Source organism: Magnetospirillum sp. 15-1, from assembly GCF_900184795.1.
In the GTDB taxonomy this organism is placed as follows: Bacteria; Pseudomonadota; Alphaproteobacteria; order Rhodospirillales; family Magnetospirillaceae; genus Phaeospirillum.
Window position 1 is genome coordinate 44,875 of sequence record NZ_FXXN01000015.1, and the last position, 19,479, is coordinate 64,353.

General features: G+C 68.2%; 12 protein-coding genes, 1 tRNA gene and 1 riboswitch. Of the genes, 4 read left to right on the forward strand and 9 right to left on the reverse strand.

Annotation, left to right across the window (positions count from 1 at the left end; genetic code table 11):
- Nucleotides 1-10: 10 nt before the first annotated feature.
- The 3 genes from CP958_RS02520 to CP958_RS02530 are packed head-to-tail and all read right to left on the reverse strand — an operon-like array spanning nucleotide 11 to nucleotide 7,423.
- The gene (locus CP958_RS02520; RefSeq protein ID WP_096700443.1) at nucleotides 11-3,106 is read right to left on the reverse strand and encodes an efflux RND transporter permease subunit; all 3,096 of its coding nucleotides are present in this window, start codon (nucleotides 3,104-3,106) and stop codon (nucleotides 11-13) included.
- 5 nt (nucleotides 3,107-3,111) lie between these two features.
- Entirely contained in the window at nucleotides 3,112-6,180 is a 3,069-nt protein-coding gene (locus CP958_RS02525) for a multidrug efflux RND transporter permease subunit (RefSeq protein WP_096700444.1), read from the reverse strand.
- 25 nt (nucleotides 6,181-6,205) lie between these two features.
- Nucleotides 6,206-7,423, reverse strand: coding sequence for an efflux RND transporter periplasmic adaptor subunit (locus CP958_RS02530; protein ID WP_096700445.1), 1,218 nt, complete (start codon nucleotides 7,421-7,423; stop codon nucleotides 6,206-6,208).
- 188 nt (nucleotides 7,424-7,611) lie between these two features.
- Here CP958_RS02530 and CP958_RS02535 point away from each other — a divergent pair, with 188 nt between their 5' ends.
- The gene (locus CP958_RS02535) at nucleotides 7,612-8,742 is read left to right on the forward strand and encodes an FIST N-terminal domain-containing protein (protein WP_096700446.1); all 1,131 of its coding nucleotides are present in this window, start codon (nucleotides 7,612-7,614) and stop codon (nucleotides 8,740-8,742) included.
- Entirely contained in the window at nucleotides 8,743-12,048 is a 3,306-nt protein-coding gene (locus tag CP958_RS02540) for a PAS domain S-box protein (RefSeq protein ID WP_197706336.1), read from the forward strand.
- A gap of 18 nt (nucleotides 12,049-12,066) precedes the next feature.
- On the opposite strand, the gene CP958_RS02545 is transcribed toward CP958_RS02540, so the two are convergent.
- The 3 genes from CP958_RS02545 to CP958_RS02555 form a co-directional block, all read right to left on the reverse strand.
- Entirely contained in the window at nucleotides 12,067-13,650 is a 1,584-nt protein-coding gene (locus CP958_RS02545; protein ID WP_197706337.1) for an HD-GYP domain-containing protein, read from the reverse strand.
- Nucleotides 13,651-13,711: 61 nt separating this feature from the next.
- Nucleotides 13,712-14,482 (reverse strand): alpha/beta fold hydrolase, encoded by a 771-nt coding sequence (locus CP958_RS02550; RefSeq protein WP_096700448.1) that lies wholly within the window; start codon nucleotides 14,480-14,482, stop codon nucleotides 13,712-13,714.
- The gene (locus CP958_RS02555) at nucleotides 14,482-14,826 is read right to left on the reverse strand and encodes a PilZ domain-containing protein (protein ID WP_096700449.1); all 345 of its coding nucleotides are present in this window, start codon (nucleotides 14,824-14,826) and stop codon (nucleotides 14,482-14,484) included. Before CP958_RS02555 ends, CP958_RS02550 begins: the two co-directional genes overlap by 1 nt.
- 317 nt (nucleotides 14,827-15,143) lie before the next feature.
- On the opposite strand from CP958_RS02555, the gene CP958_RS02560 reads away from it, so the two are divergent.
- Entirely contained in the window at nucleotides 15,144-15,329 is a 186-nt protein-coding gene (locus CP958_RS02560; RefSeq protein ID WP_096700450.1) for a hypothetical protein, read from the forward strand.
- A gap of 30 nt (nucleotides 15,330-15,359) precedes the next feature.
- Here CP958_RS02560 and CP958_RS02565 read toward each other — a convergent pair.
- The 3 genes from CP958_RS02565 to CP958_RS02575 all read right to left on the reverse strand — a co-directional run bounded on the left by CP958_RS02565 (nucleotide 15,360) and on the right by CP958_RS02575 (nucleotide 17,281).
- A tRNA-Arg gene (locus tag CP958_RS02565) sits at nucleotides 15,360-15,436 on the reverse strand.
- 39 nt (nucleotides 15,437-15,475) lie between these two features.
- A complete protein-coding gene (locus CP958_RS02570) occupies nucleotides 15,476-15,784 on the reverse strand; it encodes an ETC complex I subunit (protein ID WP_096700451.1) in 309 nt (102 codons plus the stop codon).
- Between the two features lie 123 nt (nucleotides 15,785-15,907).
- Nucleotides 15,908-17,281 carry a carbohydrate porin gene (locus CP958_RS02575; RefSeq protein WP_242442704.1) on the reverse strand — a complete coding sequence of 458 codons (1,374 nt, stop codon included), beginning with the start codon at nucleotides 17,279-17,281 and terminating at the stop codon, nucleotides 15,908-15,910.
- A gap of 68 nt (nucleotides 17,282-17,349) precedes the next feature.
- A riboswitch (cobalamin riboswitch) is annotated at nucleotides 17,350-17,599 on the reverse strand.
- Nucleotides 17,600-17,678: 79 nt separating this feature from the next.
- Here CP958_RS02575 and CP958_RS02580 point away from each other — a divergent pair.
- Nucleotides 17,679-19,451 carry a helix-turn-helix domain-containing protein gene (locus tag CP958_RS02580; protein WP_242442705.1) on the forward strand — a complete coding sequence of 591 codons (1,773 nt, stop codon included), beginning with the start codon at nucleotides 17,679-17,681 and terminating at the stop codon, nucleotides 19,449-19,451.
- The last annotated feature ends 28 nt before the right edge of the window (nucleotides 19,452-19,479 follow it).

Genomic DNA, 19,479 nt, shown 5'->3' on the forward strand with positions numbered 1-19,479 from the left:
GCCGTCGCGGTCATGCGGCCGCCCCCGTCCTCGAACCCTTGCGCCATGCCTTGAGGCGCGCCAGCCACAGATAGACCACCGGCGTGGTGTAAAGGGTGAGCAGTTGCGACAGCAGCAGCCCGCCGACGATGGCGATGCCCAACGGCCGGCGCAGCGCCCCGCCCGGTCCCGAGGCCAGGGCCAGGGGCACGGCGCCCAGCAGGGCGGTCAGCGTGGTCATGATGATGGGACGGAAGCGGGTGCGGCAGGCGTCCAGGATGGCGTCCAGCGGCGCGGCGCCCTTGCGCTCGGCCTCGATGGCGAAATCCACCATCAGGATGCCGTTCTTCTTGACGATGCCCATCAGCAGGAACACGCCGATGACGCTGATCAGCGTCAGTTCGGTGTTGGTGCCCATCAGGGCCAGCAGCGCTCCGATTCCCGCCGAGGGCAGGGTCGAGATGATGGTGATGGGGTGCAGCAGGCTTTCGTACAGCACGCCCAGCACGATGTAGATGGCCAGCAGGGCGGCGAGGATCAGCACCGGCTGATCCCTGAGGGATTCGGTGAACACCTTGGCGTTGCCGGCGAATTCCCAGCGCACGCCGGCCGGCAGGTGAATCTCGCGCGCCGCCGATTGCAGGCGGAGCGCCGCCTCGCCCAGCGGAACGCCGGGGGCGAGGTTGAAGGTCAGCGTCGCCGCCGGGAACTGGCCCTGGTGGGCCACCGAAACCGGGGCGGTGGAGGACTCGAAATGGGCCAGGGCGTCCAGCGGTACCTGGCGGCCGTCCTTGGACTTGACCCACAGCAGATGCAGGGACGACGGGTCCTCCTGGAAGCGCGGGTCCACCTCGAGCACCACCTTGTACTGGTTGCGCTGGGTATAGATGGTCGACACCTGCCGCTGGGCGAAGGCGTCCTGCAGCACCTGATCCACATCGGTCATGGACACGCCCAGCCGGGCGGCGGCATCGCGGTCCACCACCACCTGGGCCTGGGGAATGGCGGCGTCCTGGTCCGAGGAAACATCGACGAGGCCCGGCTCGGCCTTGAGGCGCTCCACCAGCTTGGGCGTCCATTCCCGCAGCTCATCCAGCGATTCGCTGAACAGCACGAACTGGAACTGGGCCTTGCCCATGCGCCCGCCGATACGGATGTCCTGGCCCGCCATCAGGAACACCGAGACGCCCTCGACCCGGGCCAGCTTGGGCCGCAGGCGGTTGATGACGTCCTGGGCGGATTCCTTGCGCTCGCCCAGGGGCTTCAGGCTGATGAACATGCGCCCGGTATTGCCGCCGCCGCCGGGACCGCCGCCCGAGCCGACGAACGAGCCCAGGCCTTCCACCGCCGGGTCGGACAGCACCACCTCGGCCGCCTTCTGCTGGCGCTCGACGATGGTGCGGAACGAGATGTCGACCCGGCCCTCGACGCTGGCGAACACCAGACCGGTATCCTGGGGCGGAAAGAAGCCCTTGGCCACCTGACCATAGAGGAACACGGTAAGCGCCACCGTCCCCAGGGTCACCGCCAGCATCAGGCGGCGATGGGCCAGGGCCCGCGCCAGGGTGCGTTCATAGGCCCGCTCCAGCCACACCATGGCCGCATCCCCCAGCTTGGCGGGGCCGGACAGCGGACGCGGCTTGGCGCGCACCATCAGGTGGCCGAACAGGGTGGGAGTGACGGTCAGCGATACCACCGCCGAGACGACGATGGCCACCGAGAGCGTCACGGCGAATTCACGGAACAGACGCCCCAGGACGCCGCCCATGAACAGCAGCGGAATGAACACCGCCACCAGCGAGAGCGTGATGGAGACCACGGTGAAGACGATCTCCTTGGCCCCCTTGACCGCCGCTTCCAGCGGTCCCTCGCCCTTCTCCATGTGCCGGGTGATGTTCTCGATCATCACGATGGCGTCGTCGACCACGAAGCCCACCGAAATGGTCACCGCCATCAGCGAGATGTTGTTGAGCGAATAGCCCACCAGCCACATGAAGGCGAAGGTGGCGGCCAGCGACAGCGGCACCGTCACCGAGGCGGCCAGGGTCGGGGTCATCCGTCCCAGGGTCATGTAGACCACCAGCACCACCAGCCCGATGGAGATGGCCAGCGTGGTCTCCACGTCCTCGAGATTGCCCCGGATGTTGATGGTGCGGTCGGAGACCACCGAGACCGTGGTGCCGGCCGGCATCCAGCGGCGCAACTGCGGCAGGATCTCCTTGATGCGCTCCACCGTCTCGACCACGTTGGCGCCCGGCTGCTTGCTGATAATGATCAGCACGCCCTTGTCGCGGTTGAACCAGCCGCCCAGGCGGGTGTTCTCCACCGAATCCACCACCGAGGCCACCGCCGACAGCCGCACGATGGCGCCGTTGGCCGCCTTGACGATCAGCGGGGCATAGGCGCTGGCGGTGAACAACTGGTCGTTGGCGTTGATGCTCATGGCCTCGTCGGCGCCGTCCAGGAAGCCCTTGGGCATGTTGACGTTGGCGTTGGCCAGGGCGGTGCGCACGTCCTCGAGCCCCACCCCCATGGCCGCCAGCTGGCCGGGATTGACCCGAACCCGCACGGCGGGCTTCTCGGCGCCCGACAGCGACACCTGGGCCACGCCGTCCACCTGGGAGATGCGGCTGGCCAGGATGGCGTCGGCGGCGTCGAACACCTTGGCCGAGGGGAGCGAATCCGAGGTCACCGCCAGGATCAGGATGGGCGATTCCGCCGGATTGATCTTGCGGTAGGTGGGCGGCGACGGCAGGTCGACGGCCAGGTCCGAGGCGGCGGCGTTGATGGCCGCCTGCACGTCGTGGGCGGCGCCGTTGATGGAACGGTCCAGGTCGAACTGCACGGTGATGGAGGTCGAGCCCTGGCTGCTGGTCGACGTCATCTCGGATACGCCGGGAATCTCGCCCAGGCGGCGCTCCAGCGGGGCGGCCACCGTGGCGGCCATGGTGGCGGGGTCGGCGCCGGGCAGCTTGGCCGATACCGAGATGGTGGGGAAATCCACCTTGGGCAGCGGCGCCACCGGCAGCCGGTCGAAGGCCACCATGCCGGTGAGGAACAATCCCAGGGCCAGCAGCAGGGTCGCCACCGGCCGGCGGATGAAGATGGCGGAAAAGCCGCCGTCCATCCCGCCTACTCCGCCGGAGCCGGAGCGGGGGCGAAACGCCGCTTCAGCCGCTCGAAGGCCAGGTAGATCACCGGCGTGGTATAAAGCGTGATCAACTGGCTGAGCACCAGGCCGCCGACGATGGCGATGCCCAGCGGCCGCCGCAGCTCGGCGCCGGTGCCGTTGTCGATGGCCAGCGGAATGGCGCCCAGCAGCGCCGCCATGGTGGTCATCATGATGGGACGGAAACGCAGGAGGCTGGCCTGGACGATGGCGTCCCTGGGGCTCTTGCCCTCGTGCCGCTCCGCCTCGAGGGCGAAGTCGATCATCATGATGGCGTTCTTCTTGACGATACCCATCAGCAGCACGATGCCGATCAGGCCGACCAGCGACAGGTCATGGCCGGTGCCCAGCAGCGCCAGCAGCGCCCCGATGCCCGCCGACGGCAGGGTGGACATGATGGTCACCGGGTGGATGGTGCTCTCGTACAGCACGCCCAGCACGATGTAGATCACCACCATGGCCGCCAGGATCAGCCAGGGCTGGCTTTCCAGCGAGCGGCGGAACTCGGCGGCATCGCCGGAATAATCGCCGGTGATGGTCTCGGGCATGCCCATGTCGCGCTGGATGGAATCGATGGCGTCGGTGGCGGCGCCGAGCGCCACGCCGGGGGCCAGGTTGAAGCTGATGGTCACCGCCGGGAACTGGCCCTGATGGGTGATGAGCAGCGGCACCCGCGCCCGGGTCACCGAGGCCACCGCCGACAGCGGCACCAGGGCATTGGTGGAGGAGCGGACATACAGCGCGCCCAGCGCCTCCGGCCCGCTCTGATACTCGGGCGTCACCTCGAGGACCACCTTGTACTGGTTGACCTGGGAATAGATGGTGGAAATCTGCCGCTGGCCGTAGGCGTCATAAAGGGTATCGTCGATGGCCTGGGGCAGCACGCCGAGGCGGGCCGCCTTGTCGCGGTCGATGCGGATATCGGCCTGCAGCCCGCCTTCCTGGGAATCGGTGGCGACGTCCGTCAGCAGCGGCGAGGCCTTGAGCCGCTCCAGCACCTGCGGCACCCAATAGGCCAGCTCGACGGCGTCGATGTCGGTCAGGGTGTACTGGTACTGGGTGCGGCTGGTGCGATGGCTGATCTGGATGTCCTGGGCGGGGCGGAAATGCACCTCCATGCCCGCCACCGGCGCCACCTTCTCGGCCAGCCGGGCGATCACCGCCTCGGCCGAGGCGGAGCGCTGCTTCCTGGGCTTCAACACGATGGTCATCTGGCCGGTATTGGCGGTGGGGTTGATGGGTCCCGCCCCGATGAACGAGGCCACCGCCGTGACGTCCGGATCGGTGCGCACCGCCTCGGACACCCGGCGCTGCATGTCCATCATGGTGGAGAACGACACGTCGGCGCGGGCGTCGGTGGTGGCGACGATCAGCCCGGTATCCTGGGAAGGCAGGAAACCCTTGGGCATGAAGACATAGAGACCGACGGTCAGCACCAGGGTGGCGAAGGCCACCCACAGGGTAAGGACCTGCCGGCCCAGCACCCAGTCCAGCGTGCGGGCGTAAACGTCGCGCAGCGCCTCGAAGAAGCGCCCCGATTTGGCCTCCTCGTGCCCGCCCTTCAAGAGATGGCCGCACATCATGGGGGTCAGCGTCAGGGACACCACCGCCGACACCACCACGGCGACGGTGAGGGTCAGGGCGAATTCGCGGAACAGCCTTCCCACGATGCCGGTCATGAACAGCAGGGGAATGAACACCGCCACCAGCGAGACGGTCAGCGACACGATGGTGAAGCCGATCTCCTTGGACCCGGCCAGGGCGGCGTCCAGGGGCTTCATGCCCTTCTCGATGTAGCGGACGATGTTCTCGATCATCACGATGGCGTCGTCGACCACGAAGCCGGCCGAGATGGTCAGCGCCATCAGCGACAGATTATCCAGGCTGAAACCGGACAGCGCCATCACCCCGAAGGTGCCGATCAGCGACAGCGGCAGGGCCACCGCCGGAATCAGGGTGGCGCGGACCGAGCGCAGGAAGGCCCAGATCACCCCAATCACCAGGATGACGGTGAGCACCAGGGTGAACTCGACATCGGCCACCGAGGCGCGGATGGTCTCGGTCCGGTCGGCCAGGACCGAAACCTTGACGCCGGTGGGTACGGCGCGGGTCAGCTCGGGCAGCTTGGCCTGCAGCCGGTCGACGGTGGCGACGATATTGGCGCCCGGCTGGCGCTGGATATTGAGGATCACCGCCGGCTTGCCGTCGAACCAGCCGGCGACGCGGGAATTCTCGACACCCTCCACCACATCGCCCAGATCGGCGACGCGTACCGGGGCGCCGTTCTTCCACGCCACCACCTGGGCGGGATAGGCCATGGGATCGGAAATCTGGTCGTTGGCGCCGATGGACAGGGCCTGGGCGACACCGTCGAAGCTGCCCTTGGGCATGTCGACGTTGGCCTTGGACAGCGCCGTGCGCACATCCTCGAGCGACAGGCCGTAGGCGGCGAGGCGGGCCGGGTCCATGCGCACGCGCACCGCCGGACGCTGGCCGCCCTCGATCAGCACGCGCCCTACTCCGCTGATCTGGCTGAGCTTCTGGGCCAGCAGGGTATCGGCCACGTCGTTGAGCCGGGTGATGGGCAGGGAGTCCGAGGTCAGCGCCAGGGTCATGATCGGCGGATCGGCCGGATTGACCTTGGAATAGACCGGGGGATAGGGCAGCCCGGTGGGCAGCACGCCACGCGCCGCGTCGATGGCCGCCTGCACCTCCTCCGACGCCACGTCGATGCTCTTGCCCAGGTCGAATTGCAGGGTCAGCGCGCTGGTGCCCTGGGACGAGGTCGAGGTCATCACCGCCAGACCGGGAATCAGTCCGAACTGGCGTTCCAGCGGCGTGGTGATCAGGGTAGCCACCGTCTCGGCGCTGGCGCCGGGCAGTTGGGTGGTCACCTGGATGGTGGGGAAGTCCACCTGGGGCAGCGCCGAGACCGGCAGCATGCGGAAACCCAGGATACCGGCCAGCACCACCGCGAAGGCCAGCAGCCAGGTGGCGACGGGGCGGCGGATGAAGGGCGCCGAGACGTTCATGACCGCCAAGCCTCAACGAATTCTGTCATTGCGATTTGTCCGGGCGTCCCTTCCGCTGGCCGCCTTTGCCATCGCCGCCCTGGCCTTCGCCCCGGTTCTCACCGGTGCTGATGCGCGCGCCGGGCTGCAGCTTGGCGGTGCCTTCCACCACCACGGTATCGCCCTCGGCCAGCCCCTCGTCCAGCAGGGCCTGGCCCGCCTCGACGGTAGTGACCTTGACGGCGCGCATCTCGACCGTGCGGTCCTCCTTGACCGCGAAGACGTAGGTGCCCTGCGGACCGCGCTGTACCGCCTGGGCCGGCACCACCAGTCCGTTCTGGCGTACCGACAGCAGCAGGCGGACGTTGACGAAGCCGCCCGGCCACAGCTTGCGCTCGGCATTGGGCATCACCGCCTTCAGCTTGATGGTGCCGGTGGTCTGGTCGATCTGGTTGTCCACCAGTTCCAGTTCGCCGGTATCGGCCAGGACGCGGGTTTCGGGCTGCAGCGCCGTGACCTGCAGCTTGCCGTCCTGGCGCAGCCGGTCGTTGACGGCGGCCAGGGATTGCTGCGGCAGGGTGAAGACCACGGCGATGGGCTGCACCTGGGTCAGGGTCACCAGACCGGTGGCGTCCGAGGCCCGCACGATGTTGCCCCTATCCACCAGCCGCATGCCGGTCCGCCCCTCGATGGGCGCCGCGATCACCGTGTAGGACAGCATGGTCTTGGCGTTGGACGCCGCCGCCTCGTCGGCGCGCACCGTGGCTTCCAACTGGCGCACCAGGGCACGCTGGGTATCGACGCTCTGGCCCGAAACGCGGTCGCCCAGGCCGACATAGCGGGCGAGATCGCGCCGCGCCGCCTCCAACTGGGCGGTGTCCTTGTCACGGGTGGCCAGGGCCTGTTCGTACTGGGCGCGGTAGGTGCGCGGGTCGATCTGGGCCAGCACGTCGCCCACGTAGACGTCCTGGCCCTCCCGGAACAGCACCTCGACCAGTTCGCCGTCGACGCGCGAGCGTACCGTCACGGTGTTGTAGGCCTGCACCGTGCCGATGGCGTCGAGATAGATGGGCATGTCGCGCCGCGCCGCGCTCGCCACCACCACGGCCACCGGCCTGCCGTCGGGGCCGCCGGGGCGCCCGTTGGTCTTGGCCGGCTGGGCCTGCGGCCACAGGGCCAGCCCCAGGCCAGCCGCCACCGCCAAACCGCCGACAATCACCGCCCGCTTGCGCCACACCGGATTTTTGAGATCAAAGGAAGACAAGGCCCGCTCCCAGGAATTCCGTCGGCGGGATTATGACCGGAGCCACGCGGCCTGTCAGTAACAGAGGGTAACGGAACGCCGCGCCGCCTCGGAGACATTGTTCTCCGGTTAATCATAAAGTTATAATTCATCAATAATTCCCAGCTACTATACCTACGGTAAAATACCGATATCGGGAGGACGCGCCCATGTGGATCGAGCAGAGGCTTTGGACACCCCAGGGCGGCTGGGCCGTCAGCGGCAAGCGTGGGGGGACGGCGTCGCTGGTCCTCTATTTCGCCGCTCCCGGCAGCCTGCCGGCGGAAACCATCCTGGCCGACCTGCGGAGCGCCTACGGCACGGCGCCCATCCTCGGCTGCACCACCGGCGGCGAAATTCTCGGGGCCGACGTCGTCGATGATTCGGTGGTGGTCTCGGCGATCGGCTTCGAGCAGGCCTCGGTGCGGGTGGCGGCCCGCGACCTTTCCGACACGTCCCAATCCAAGGAAATCGGCGCCGCCCTGGCCCAGGAGCTGACCGCTCCCGGATTGCGGGCCATCTTCCTGCTGTCCGACGGCACCAGGGTCAATGGCGATTCCCTGGTAAGCGGCTGCCTGGGCGCCGTCCCTTCCGACGTGGTGGTGACCGGCGGCCTGGCCGGCGACGGCGCCCGCTTCCAGTCCACGGCGGTGGGCTGCGACGACGCCATGCGGCCCGGACGGGTGGCGGCGGTGGGCCTTTACGGCGAATCCCTGTCCATCGGCCACGGCAGCTTCGGCGGCTGGGACGAGTTCGGCCCGCCGCGCACCATCACCCGCTCGGCCGCCAACGTCCTTTACGAGTTGGACGGCGAACCGGCGCTGGACCTCTACAAGCGCTATCTGGGCGACGAGGCGCAGGGCCTGCCGAGCAGCGCCCTGCTGTTCCCGCTGTCCATCCGCCCGGTGGGCGGCGATGCCGGCGGCGAGGTGGTGCGCACCATCGTCGGCGTCGACGAGGACGCCAAGTCCATGATCTTCGCCGGCGACATGCCCACCGGCCACATGGCCCGGCTGATGCGCGGCAATTTCGACAATCTGGTGGACGGCGCCGGCCGCGCCGCCGAGGCCGCCGCCGCGGTGGCCGGCCCCTGCCTGGCGCTGCTGGTCAGCTGCATCGGCCGCAAGCTGCTGATGGGCCAGCGCATCGCCGAGGAAGTGGAGATCGTCGCCGACGTGCTGGGCAAGAACGCCAGCCTGATGGGCTTCTACTCCTATGGCGAGATTTCGCCGCACGGCTTCACCGGCAAGTGCGAACTGCACAATCAGACCATGACCATCACCACCATTTCCGAGCGCTGATTGTCCCCTCCCCCGCCTCTTCACCGGCTGCTGCAGCGTCAGTTGGCCCGCGCCTCGCGCGGGTCGGCCGACGGCACGCCGGATTTCGAGATGCTGCTGCGCCTGGTCAGCGATTGCTACGAGGAGAACGACAAGGAACGGCGCCTGTCGGACCGCTCGGCCCGGCTGATGGAAGAGGAGTTGCGCGCCGCCAACCAGGAAGCGCGCCGTCAGGCCGAAGCCCATCTCCAGGCCATTCTCGACACGGTGGGCGAGGGCATCGTCATCGCCGACCAGAATGGCGACATCGTCAGCGTCAATCCCGCCCTGCTGTCCATCTTCGGCCATGAACGGGGCGATCTGATCGGGCGGAACGTCGCCACCCTGGTTCCCCTGGCGGGACTCAAGGCCGGGCTGGCCAGCGGCATGGACCGCATCTTCGCCCTGGGCCGCGAAAGCATGGGGCGGCGCAAGACCGGCGAGTCCTTTCCCATCGAACTGGCGGCCGGCGACCTGACCCCCACCGGCTCGCCCCAGTTCGTGGTCATCATGCGCGACATCTCGGAAAGAAAACGCATCGAGCGCGAGATGGCCGAAAGCGAGGAACGCTTCCGCGACTTCGCCCAATCCACCTCGGACTGGTTCTGGGAGATGGGGCCGGACCTGCGCTTTTCCGGCTTTTCCGGACAGTTCACCGAGCATACGCGGGGCCTGCCCAACCACTATGTCGGCCATACCCGCGACGAGATGATCGCCGACGAGACCCCCGTGGAGGTCCGGCTGCAGAATCTGGCCGACATGGAAGCGCGGCGGCCGTTCCGCGACTTCGTCTACCGCACCAGGGAAATGGATGGCATGGGCCGCTTCCTCAGGGTCAACGGCAAGCCCGTGTTCGGCCCCACCGGGGATTTCCTCGGCTATCGCGGCACCGCGTCCGACATCACCGAGGAGATCGAGGCCGAGGAACGGCTGAAAGCCACCCAGGCCGAGATGGAGCATCTGGCCCAACGCAACAATTCCATCTTGGAAAGCGTCGATGACGGCATCGTCGGCATCGACCTCAACGGGCGGGCCACCTTCGTCAACCGCGCCGCCGCCGAACTGCTGGATTTCGAGCCCGCCGAACTGGTGGGCAGCGACATCCTGCCGCTCATCGCCTCGGACCTGAAGGCCGCCGGCAATCTCTACCGCATCCTGTTGCGTCTCGACGATTCCATCCGCGACGACACCGCCAGCTTCAAGCGCCGCGACGGCTCGACCCTGCCGGTGGAATACATCGCCTCGCCGGTGATGGAGAACAGCCGTCAGGTGGGCGTGGTGCTGGGTTTTCGCGACATCACCCAGCGGCGTCTGGTGGAACGGCAATTGCGCGAGGCCAAGGAGGCCGCCGAGGCCGGCAACCGCACCAAGTCCGAATTCCTCGCCACCATGAGCCACGAGATCCGCACCCCCATGAACGGGGTGATCGGCATGACCGGGCTATTGCTCGATACCAAGCTGTCCGAGGAGCAGCGCCACTTCGCCGAAACCATCCGCGATTCGGGCGAATCCCTGCTGACCGTCATCAACGACATCCTGGACTTCTCCAAGATGGAGGCGGGCAAGCTGGACCTGGACTACACCGAGTTCGAGCTGGTGCCGCTGGTGGAAAGCGTGGTCGACATCCTGGCGCCCCGCGCCCATGCCAAGGGCATCGAGATCGCCAGCCTGATCGATCCCCGCCTGCGCATGCTGGTGCGCAGCGATCCCGGCCGCCTGCGGCAGATGCTGATGAACCTGGGCGGCAACGCCGTCAAGTTCACGGAAAAAGGCGGCGTCTCCATGGAGGTCTCGCTGCTGGAGCAGCCGGGCGGCTCCCACATGGCGCGCTTCGACGTCCGCGATACCGGCATCGGCATCGCCCCCGAGGCCCAGCACCGGCTGTTCTCCATGTTCTCGCAGGTGGATGCCTCCACCGCCCGGCGCTATGGCGGCACCGGCCTGGGGCTGGCCATTTCCCGCCGGCTGGCCGAACTGATGGGCGGCGAGGTCGGCATGGAAAGCGAACCGGGCGAGGGCTCGCTGTTCTGGATCACCGTGCCGCTGGAACTGCTGGCGCCGCAATCGGCGGCACCGCCCGATCTCGGCGGCCGGCGCATCCTGGTGGTGGATGACAACCCGGTCAACCGCGACGTGATCGAGCGCCAGTTGCGGGCCTTCGGCGCCGAGGTCCGGGCCTGCGCCGACGCCGGCACCGGCATGGGGGAGTTGACCAAGGCCGCCGCCCTTGGCGTGCCGTGGGAGATGGCGATCATCGACTCCCAGATGCCGGTGGTCACCGGCGCCGAGATGGTGCGGATGATCCGGGCCATTCCCATGCTGAAGGACACCAGGGTGATCGTCACCTCGTCCCAGGGCCAGCCGACCGAGCCCGACGGCGACAGGGCCGCCGTCGACGCCTTCCTGCACAAGCCGCTGCGCCAGTCCTCGCTGCTCGACGCCATCGGGCGGATTCTGGGACTGACCGGGGCGGCCAAGCGTCCCGACGACCGCGAGGACGAGCAGACCGCCACCGAATCGGGCGGCCGGCGACTGCGCATCCTGGTGGCCGAGGACAACCCGGTCAACCAGCAGGTGGCGCTGGGCCTGCTGCGCAAGCTGGGCCATTCCGTCGACGTGGTGGGCGACGGCGCCGAGGCGCTGGAAGCGGTACGCCTGCTGCCCTACGACCTGGTGCTGATGGACGTGCAGATGCCCGAGATGGACGGACTGGAAGCCACAAGGGCCATCCGCGCCCTCGGCCAGCCCGCCGCCCGGGTGCCCATTGTCGCCATGACCGCCAACGCCATGCGCGGCGACGACCAGATGTGCTTCGACGCCGGCATGAACGGCTACATCTCCAAGCCCATCGACCGCCGCAAGCTGGCCGAGGCGCTCACCCCCTATTCCGGCGCTTCCGAACTCAAACCCGCCGCCGCCCCACCGCCGCCGCCGGCGGATTCCCCGGCGGTGGATCTGGAGGTGCTGGACGCCCTGGCCGCCGACATCGAGGCGGACACCGTGGTCGAAATCCTGGTGAAGTTCATGGAGGACGCCCGCGCCCGCCACGCGACCGCCCGCGCCGCCGCGCCGGCCGGCGACCTGGACAAGGTCCGGCGCGAGGCCCACACCATCAAGGGGGCCGCCGCCAGCCTGGGCCTGCCGGCCGTGCGCGATTGCTGTCTGGCCCTGGAGCAGGCCGCCAAGGCCGGCCAGGACGTCGCGCCCCTGCTGAGCGAACTGCACCTGCGCCTCGAGGCGCTGCCCGGCCGGTTGGCCGCCACCGCCTACGCCCTGCCGGCCGACTGAGGCCGCCCTCGGCCGATCCTACGCCCCCAGGGGCAGGCGCCCTTCTTCCACCAGCTTGCGGCAGGCATCCACCACCCGCTCATCGAACAGAGTCCCACGCTTGGCGGTGATCTCGGCCATGGCCGCGTCCAGCCCCAGGGCGGCGCGGTAGGGACGGTCCGAGGCGATGGCCTCGACCACGTCGGCCACCGCCAGGATACGGGCCTCGAACAGGATTTCGTCGCCCTTCAGCCCGTCGGGATAGCCGCTGCCGTCCATGCGCTCGTGGTGATGGCGCACCATGTCGGCCACCGGCCAGGGGAATTCCACGCCGCTCAGAATTTCGGCACCGTCGGCGGCGTGGCCCTTGATGATGTCGAATTCCAGGGGCGACAGGCGGCCGGGCCGGGTCAGCATCTCGGCGGGAATGCCGATCTTGCCGATATCGTGGATGGTGCCCGCCACCCGCAGCCCCTTCAACTGGTGCGCCGACAGGCCCAGTTCGCGGCCGATGGCCGCCGCGATCTCCGCCACCCGGCGCTGGTGACCGGCGGTATAGGGATCACGCACCTCGATGGTGGAGGCCACCGCCACGATGGTGCCCTCCAGGGCGCGCTCCAGCGCCGCCTGGGCTCGCTCGCCGTCCTTGATCTGCTGCTTCAGTTCGCCGGTATGGACCAGCATCCGTCCGGTCAGCGGCCGCAGGATCAGCACGAAGCCGGCGATGCCGAACCCCACCAGCACCAGCGCTCCGATTCCGACGCTGACCACCAGCCGGTCGATGTTGCTGTGCAGTTCGCCCAGGTCCTGGCGGGCCATGACGATCCAATCCGAGCCGGGCAGGCGCTGGGCCAGCACCACGTCGCGCCCGCCGCCGGGATGCTGCATCTGCATGGGGCTGGCGTCGTCGGCGGCCAGCCCGAACGCCTCGCGCACCTCGTCGTCCACATTGGCACCGCCGTGCCGCCGAGGAAAGAACACCTCGGCCGCCGCCGCGCCGCCGCGGCCGAGGATGATTTCGCCGGTCTGGCCCAGGGCCTCCACGTCGGCGGCCATGGCGTGCAGCCCCTCGGCGTCGAACAGCAGCAGGTCGTGCCCCTCGCGGGTGCCGTCCCGTCCCAGGACCGGCGCCGAGGCCAGCAACACCCAGCGCCCCCCCACCATGGCCGGCGCCCCCAACGCGGGCGGCTCGCCGGAATCAGGCGTCCACAGTTCGGGCGGAATGGCCTTGCCCACCGAGACCAGGGGCCGGAAGTCCCGCCCCAGCCGGGTGATGCCCAGCATCTCGCGCGACAGCTTCATGGAATCGACCAGCTTGTCGGCGGTGAAGGCCCGAAGCTCGTCGGCGGTCATGGCGCCCCGGTTATGGGCGGCCAGGGCATCGCGGATGACGCTGCGGCTGGTTACCTGCCGGGCCAGATCGCCGGCGCGGGCCACGTTCTCCCGCAATGTCGCCACCTGCAGGTCGAGGCCGTGGTCGAAGGACTTGTCCGCCGCCTCGGCCATCTGGCGATGCAGGGGAATGATCGAGGCGAACGCCACGCCCAACCCCACCATGGCCATGGCCAGTACCGCATAGACGATGATATTGCGCTGCAGTTTGACAGCGTCGATGACCTGCACTCGAACCGACCTCCACCCTGGAATTTGACTTTTATCAAATCAACGCGGGGGGCCGCAATGGCTACAGGAAAGACCCGACGGCCGCCATGAAGCCCGATGGGTTGTCGGCATGGACCCAATGGCCGGCGCCGGCAACCTCGACGGTGGCGGCGCGGGGGAACAGTTCGGCGATCACGTCCTCGTGGGCCGGACGGATGTAGTCCGAGGTCTCGCCGGCCACGAACAGGGTCGGCCCGTCGTAACGGGTGCCCTCGGGGAAGCGGGGAAAGGCCAGGATGTCGTCCATGTGGGCGCCCAGCACCGCCAGATTGGGCCGCCAGCGATAGCCGCCCGCTCCGCCTTCCAGGTTCTGCATCAGGAAGGCCCGCACGCCCCGGTCGGGAATGGCGGCTGCCAGGGCGGCGTCCACCTCGCCGCGCGAGGTGACTTCGGCCAGCGCTACTCCGCGCATGGCCTTGATGTAGGGAGCGAAGGTATGGCTGTAGGATACCGGCGCGATATCCACCACCACCAGCCGCTCCACCATCTCGGGACAGGTCAGCGCCAGGGTCATGGCCGCCTTGCCGCCCATGGAATGGCCCATCACCGCCGCCCGGCCGCCCAGATGCTCGATCACGGCGGCCACCTCGCGGGCCATGAAGGGATAGTCCATGATCTCGGTCCACGGGCTGGCGCCGTGGTTGGGCAGGTCCAGCGCCAGAACCCGGCGGGTCTCGCCCAGGCTCTTGACCACCGCCCCCCAGTTGCGGGCCGAGCCCAGCAATCCGTGCAGGATCAGCAACGGTATCCCGTCCGGGGCATCGGCTCCGGCTTCGATGGCGTTGAGCTTCATCAGTGCCTGAACAGGTGGGACCGGCCGACCAGCAGGCGGCCGATATGGCGCCCCACCACCTTCATCAGCGAGAAGGTGGGGCGGACGAACTCCACCGCCACCCAGTCGGGTCCGAGGGCGCGTACCATGGCCACGCCCTTGGCCAGGGGATTGGGGTCCTCGTAGGCCGAGCGCAGTTCGAAGGTGAAGCGGTAGCCGTGATTGAGCAGGCCGGGCGGTCGCCGGAATTTCAGCCCGCCGATGGAGATGTCGACGACCTCGACCAGGATGCCGTCGAACAGCATGAACAGGCCCTCGCCCTCGTGGCGATCATCGATGCGGCGGTCGTTGCTGGCGGACTTCACGAATGCTTCCCCTCGCGGGTGGACGACGAACCAGTCTATCAGGGCACGCCGCCCGGCGCATCCATCCTGTTGGCCGCCCCTGCTCCTCCGATAATGGCACGGAGAATACCCCCGGAGAAATACCAATATCAAAAGTATGGTATTAAGCCCTTGGTAGATTTCAATTTTACGGAGTTTACGAATCTCATACCAACACTGGGGACTCTCCTTCCAATGCACGCCCAAGGAGCGTTATTGGAATTGCTATAATTCAGCCACTTCGAATTCTCCGGCAATGCCGGCGAAGCAACATAAAGACCTGAGAGTGGGGAAACGCCATGACCGAACAGCTCAACTCCGTCACCGTGACGTCGTCGCATACGCTGCTGAAGGCGGCCTTGGAGGATCTGGAGCGGGCGGTGCCGCACTCACGCCCCGGCGACAAGGTATCGCTGGTCGCCAATCAGTGGCAGGACACCTTCATCATGACGGCCCGCTACGGCTGGCTGCGGATGCCCCACTGACGCGGCCCGCGCGCCGTCGGCAACAGGCGATGGCGCGCCCTGCTGGGCTCGAACCAGCGACCTGCCGCTTAGAAGGCGGCTGCTCTATCCAACTGAGCTAAGGGCGCCCGTCGTCGCCAGATGGGCCCGGCGGAATTGGGGCCGCTTTAGAAGCGGCCGAATTCCAGCTTGTCGAAACGGAAATTGTCGGCGTAATTCTTGGGCTTCTGCAGACGGGCGTTCTCGGTGGCCACCGTGTAGTCCATGCCCTTCTTCTTGGCGAAGGCCACGGCCTCTTCCATGGTGGCGAACTTGACGCGGACCTGCGAGGTGGTGTCGGTCGAGCCCAGCCAGCCCATCAGGTTGTCGGGCTGCTTCGGAGCGGCGGGCTCGTATTCCAGGACCCAGGACTTGGCGTTGCCGTTCCGGCCGGATTGCATGGCGGTCTTGGCCGGGCGATAGATGCGGACCTGCATCAAAGTCTCTCCTGCTCGTCATAAGTCCTGGTACGGGCGGGACCGTTTTAAATCAAGGGGTTGGCACCCATCGTACGGTTCCGCCCGCAAGGTATAATCGACGCCTGGGGAATCCGCAAGAACCTACAGCTTGAACACGGTCCTCAGGCCGATCACCGTGGCATCGGGGATGGTCTTGGACGAGTTCTCGGGCAGGGTGGCGGTACCGCCCGGATGGACCACGTACTGGACGTCCGGCACCACGGTCATCCAGGGGGTCACCTGGTAGCGGTAGGTCAGTTCGACGACCGCCTCGTAATCATGGTCGGGAGCGGTGGCGGTGCCCAAACGCCTGGCATCGGCGTCACGGGCGGCCAGGGCCGAACTCATCCGGCCGAAGGCGAAGCCCATGGCGGCGACGTCGTCGTCGCGACCTTCGAACGGTCCCTTGTAGCTGAGGCCGGTATCGAAATAGAACGGCATCTGGTTGCGGTCGTCGGGCAGGCCGGTGACCCGCAAAAAGGCCGACAGGCCCAGATCCTCGGTTCCCGCCTCGCGGTAGAGCATGCCTTCGGCGATGCCGTAGACGGCCCAGTTGCCGCGATGAGTCTTGGCGGCACCGGCCGAACCGTCGCCCAGCGATACCCCGGCCAGATCATAGCGCTGGTCGGTGGCGCGGCCGTTATAGTACCAGCCGCCCAGCTTGAACATGGCCGGCAGCCCCGCCGCACCCTTATCCTGATTGAGGCCGTACTGCACCTCGCCCATCCACACCGGCGGCTGATCGACGGTGTAGTCGACGCCGCTGCGGTTGCGCTTCTGGGCGTCGCCGCCGGCATTGGTGCCGGGGGCCACGTTGCCGGTGAACAGACCGGCCAGCAGCGCCAGTTCGCCGGTCGGCTGGACCTTGAGCCGAGTGCCCAGATTGGAGATGGGATAGCCGCCGCCGCCGCTCTGCATGTTGGCGGCGAAGGCGCCGGGCCAGCCGAAGGCGGAGTTGATCAGGTTGGTGGCCACCACGGAGTTGAAGAATTCCTCCTGCATGGGCAGTTGGCCGAAGCGCAGCGACACCATGTCGTCCAGCGCGCTCTGCTGCAGCCACAGAGAGAACAGCCGGGTCGAGGGCGCCGCCTCGATGTCGCGGACCGGGATCAGGTTGCCGATGAAATTGGCCGACAACTGGCGGCCCTGGATGTGCAGGCCGGTGACGTGGAAGGTGCCGCCCTTCCAACCCACGGCCTGCTCCAGATCGGCATCCACGTCCACCTGGAGCAAGGCGTCGGCCACGGCGCGGCGCCTGATGCCGCCTGACGGATTACCCAGCATCTCGGCGGTGTAGGCGGCGTTCACCTTGACGCCCTTCTCGGCCAGATCGGAGCGCAAGCCGCCCCAATCGCCGGTCAGGGTATCGCGCTCCCAGAAGCCCTTGGGCGCCTCGGTCTCGGCCCGCGAAGCGGCGAAAGGCAGGCACACCCCGACGGCCACGGCCAGTCCGGTGACGAAAAATCCAGTCTTCATGTCAAAATCCACCCTCAAATAAGCGGCGCAGGTCCACCCACCTCCGGGACACCCCGCCCGGGGAAGCGCGCGCACGCGACGATGATGGCAGGTCTCCTGGCTCGCGGGTCAAAGGAGCCTGCCCCAGCCTTCCCGGTTCGATACGGCCCCCCGGTGGACGTCGGGGCCGAAACCAGTGGCCTTCTCGGCGGGCAGCTCCTCTCCGCCTACAGTTGCGGGGGCAGCCGCGGGTTCCAGGCGACAAGCCCTTGACCGCGTTCCCTTTTCACCTCGGGTCGCCCGTGGGCGGCCGTCGGAACCATCTGGCCGAAGATGTACCCGCGCCTGTGTCCTAATGCAAGTTGGACCTCTGCCCAGGCCTGGGTTAGAGTTCGCGCCCAATGGAGATACCCCTGGGGTGAGACGGACGGATATGGCCGAGGCCGATTCGCATTTGCCACCGGCTTCCGATATGGATGAAGACACGGCACCGCCGCCGCCGGCCGAGGGCGGCTGGCTCACGGTCAGCGAGTCCGTGACGCGCCCGCAATCCGGCGGCGGACTGCTTGCTCCGCTGGTGCGGGGATTGGGCCGGCTGGCCGCCAGTTGGCGCTATCTGGCCGAGCCGGCCGAACGCCATGCCCTGCTGCAATATGCGCGCGGCGGCCTGTCCCGCGTGGCGCAATCGTTCCATCGCTCCCCCATGACCGCCAGCATGGAGGCGGGGGAACCGCCGGTCGTGCTGCCCTCCGCCATGTCCGAGCCCGATGCGGTGCCGCCGTTCGATCCGGAAGCGGCGCTGGCCCGCCTGCGCTCGGCCCTGCGCCAGTTGCCGGAAAAGGGCGAGGTGGTGGTCCCCGGCAACCTTCAATCCCTCGACCGCCTGCTGGGCGACCCGCCGCCGGCCATGGATTTCGAGGCGGCCGATCTGCTGCACGATTGCTTTCCGCGCGGCACCCGCCATTCCGGCAACCGGGTGCTGCTGGCGGTGGCCCGCAACCTGACCCGCAATTTCGGCCGCCCCGGCCGCCTGCCCATGACCAGCGGCAAGGCCTGGACCATGCTCGCTCCGGCGGTCTTCGCCGACCAGATGGCGGCCCAACTGGCCGAGATCAGCGACTTCATCCTGACCTGGCAGGCCCAGGAAAAGAGCTTCCTGATCCTGGAATTCGCCGAGGTGGAGCTGATCGAATATCTGTTCGAGCATCTGCACCCCCGGCGCCACGGCGTCCTGCTGATCAAGGTGATGGAGTTCAAGGTGCTGTCCACCCGCCGCGCCGGGCTGCTGCGCCGTATTCCGGCGCGGGTCAGGCGCTTCGTCCAGCACACGGCGGGGGCCGATCCCTCGGTGCCGCTGACCTATGCCCGGGATTCCGCCATCCTGCTGGAGCTGATCGAGCGGCGGGTGGGCTTCCGGCCGGTGACCGAAGCCGCCGCCGCCGCCCGCGCCGAGGTGGAGAAGATTCTCGCCCGCCTCTCTCCCCCGTCCCCGGAGCCGGGAGCGTCACCGCCGCTCGCCCCGCCGCCGGCCAAATCCGATCTCGAGCAGATCATGCAGACGCTGGGGGCGCCCCCCGCCCCCGCCGCCCCCACGCCGGCTCCGCGGGAGATGCCGGACCGCATTTCCGCCACCTCGCCGCCCGTACTGCCGGTTCAGGCGGTCTCGGTCGCCGCGCCACCCCGCCCCGCCGCCCCACCCCGCCCCGCCGCCCTGCCGGTACCGGCGGTTCCGCTCCGCAAGCGCTTCGGCAACCGGCAGAAGACCGAGGCGGTGATGCGGGTGCTGGCCGGGGAAAGCCGCGAGCAGGTGGCCGCCACCTGCGGCGCGACGCCGGAGATGCTGGACGGATGGCTGGAATCCTTCCTCAGCGGCGGAAGCTCGGCCCTGGCTCCCAAGGCTCCGGCACGGGCCAGGCCGCGCCAGGCCCGGACCAAGACGGCGGCGGTGGAGTCCGCCTCCCTCGACGACCTCAAGAGCAAGCTGCACGCCCTGCTCCAGACGGTCGAGGTCCTCAGCACCCAGATCCAGGCCCTGCCGCCGGAGCCGGTGGCGGCCCCGCCCGCCGCTCTGCCGCCGCCCGCCCCGCCGCAAAATGCCGCCGCTCCGGCCGAGACTCCGCCCGGCTTCCCCGCCGAGGACCCCAATCCGCCGCCCCGGCCGAAGCGCAGCCGCAAATCCCCGCGGCGGTGAGATACCGTGGAAATCAAAGCCAATAATT

What these genes read in the sequence shown, in the direction of transcription:
- CP958_RS02520 (WP_096700443.1), bottom strand. Translation starts at nt 3,106, where the DNA reads ATGGACGGCGGCTTTTCCGCCATCTTCATCCGCCGGCCGGTGGCGACC.
- CP958_RS02525 (WP_096700444.1), bottom strand. Translation starts at nt 6,180, where the DNA reads ATGAACGTCTCGGCGCCCTTCATCCGCCGCCCCGTCGCCACCTGGCTG.
- CP958_RS02535 (WP_096700446.1), top strand. Translation starts at nt 7,612, where the DNA reads ATGTGGATCGAGCAGAGGCTTTGGACACCCCAGGGCGGCTGGGCCGTC.
- CP958_RS02550 (WP_096700448.1), bottom strand. Translation starts at nt 14,482, where the DNA reads ATGAAGCTCAACGCCATCGAAGCCGGAGCCGATGCCCCGGACGGGATA.
- CP958_RS02560 (WP_096700450.1), top strand. Translation starts at nt 15,144, where the DNA reads ATGACCGAACAGCTCAACTCCGTCACCGTGACGTCGTCGCATACGCTG.
- CP958_RS02570 (WP_096700451.1), bottom strand. Translation starts at nt 15,784, where the DNA reads ATGCAGGTCCGCATCTATCGCCCGGCCAAGACCGCCATGCAATCCGGC.
- CP958_RS02575 (WP_242442704.1), bottom strand. Translation starts at nt 17,281, where the DNA reads ATGAAGACTGGATTTTTCGTCACCGGACTGGCCGTGGCCGTCGGGGTG.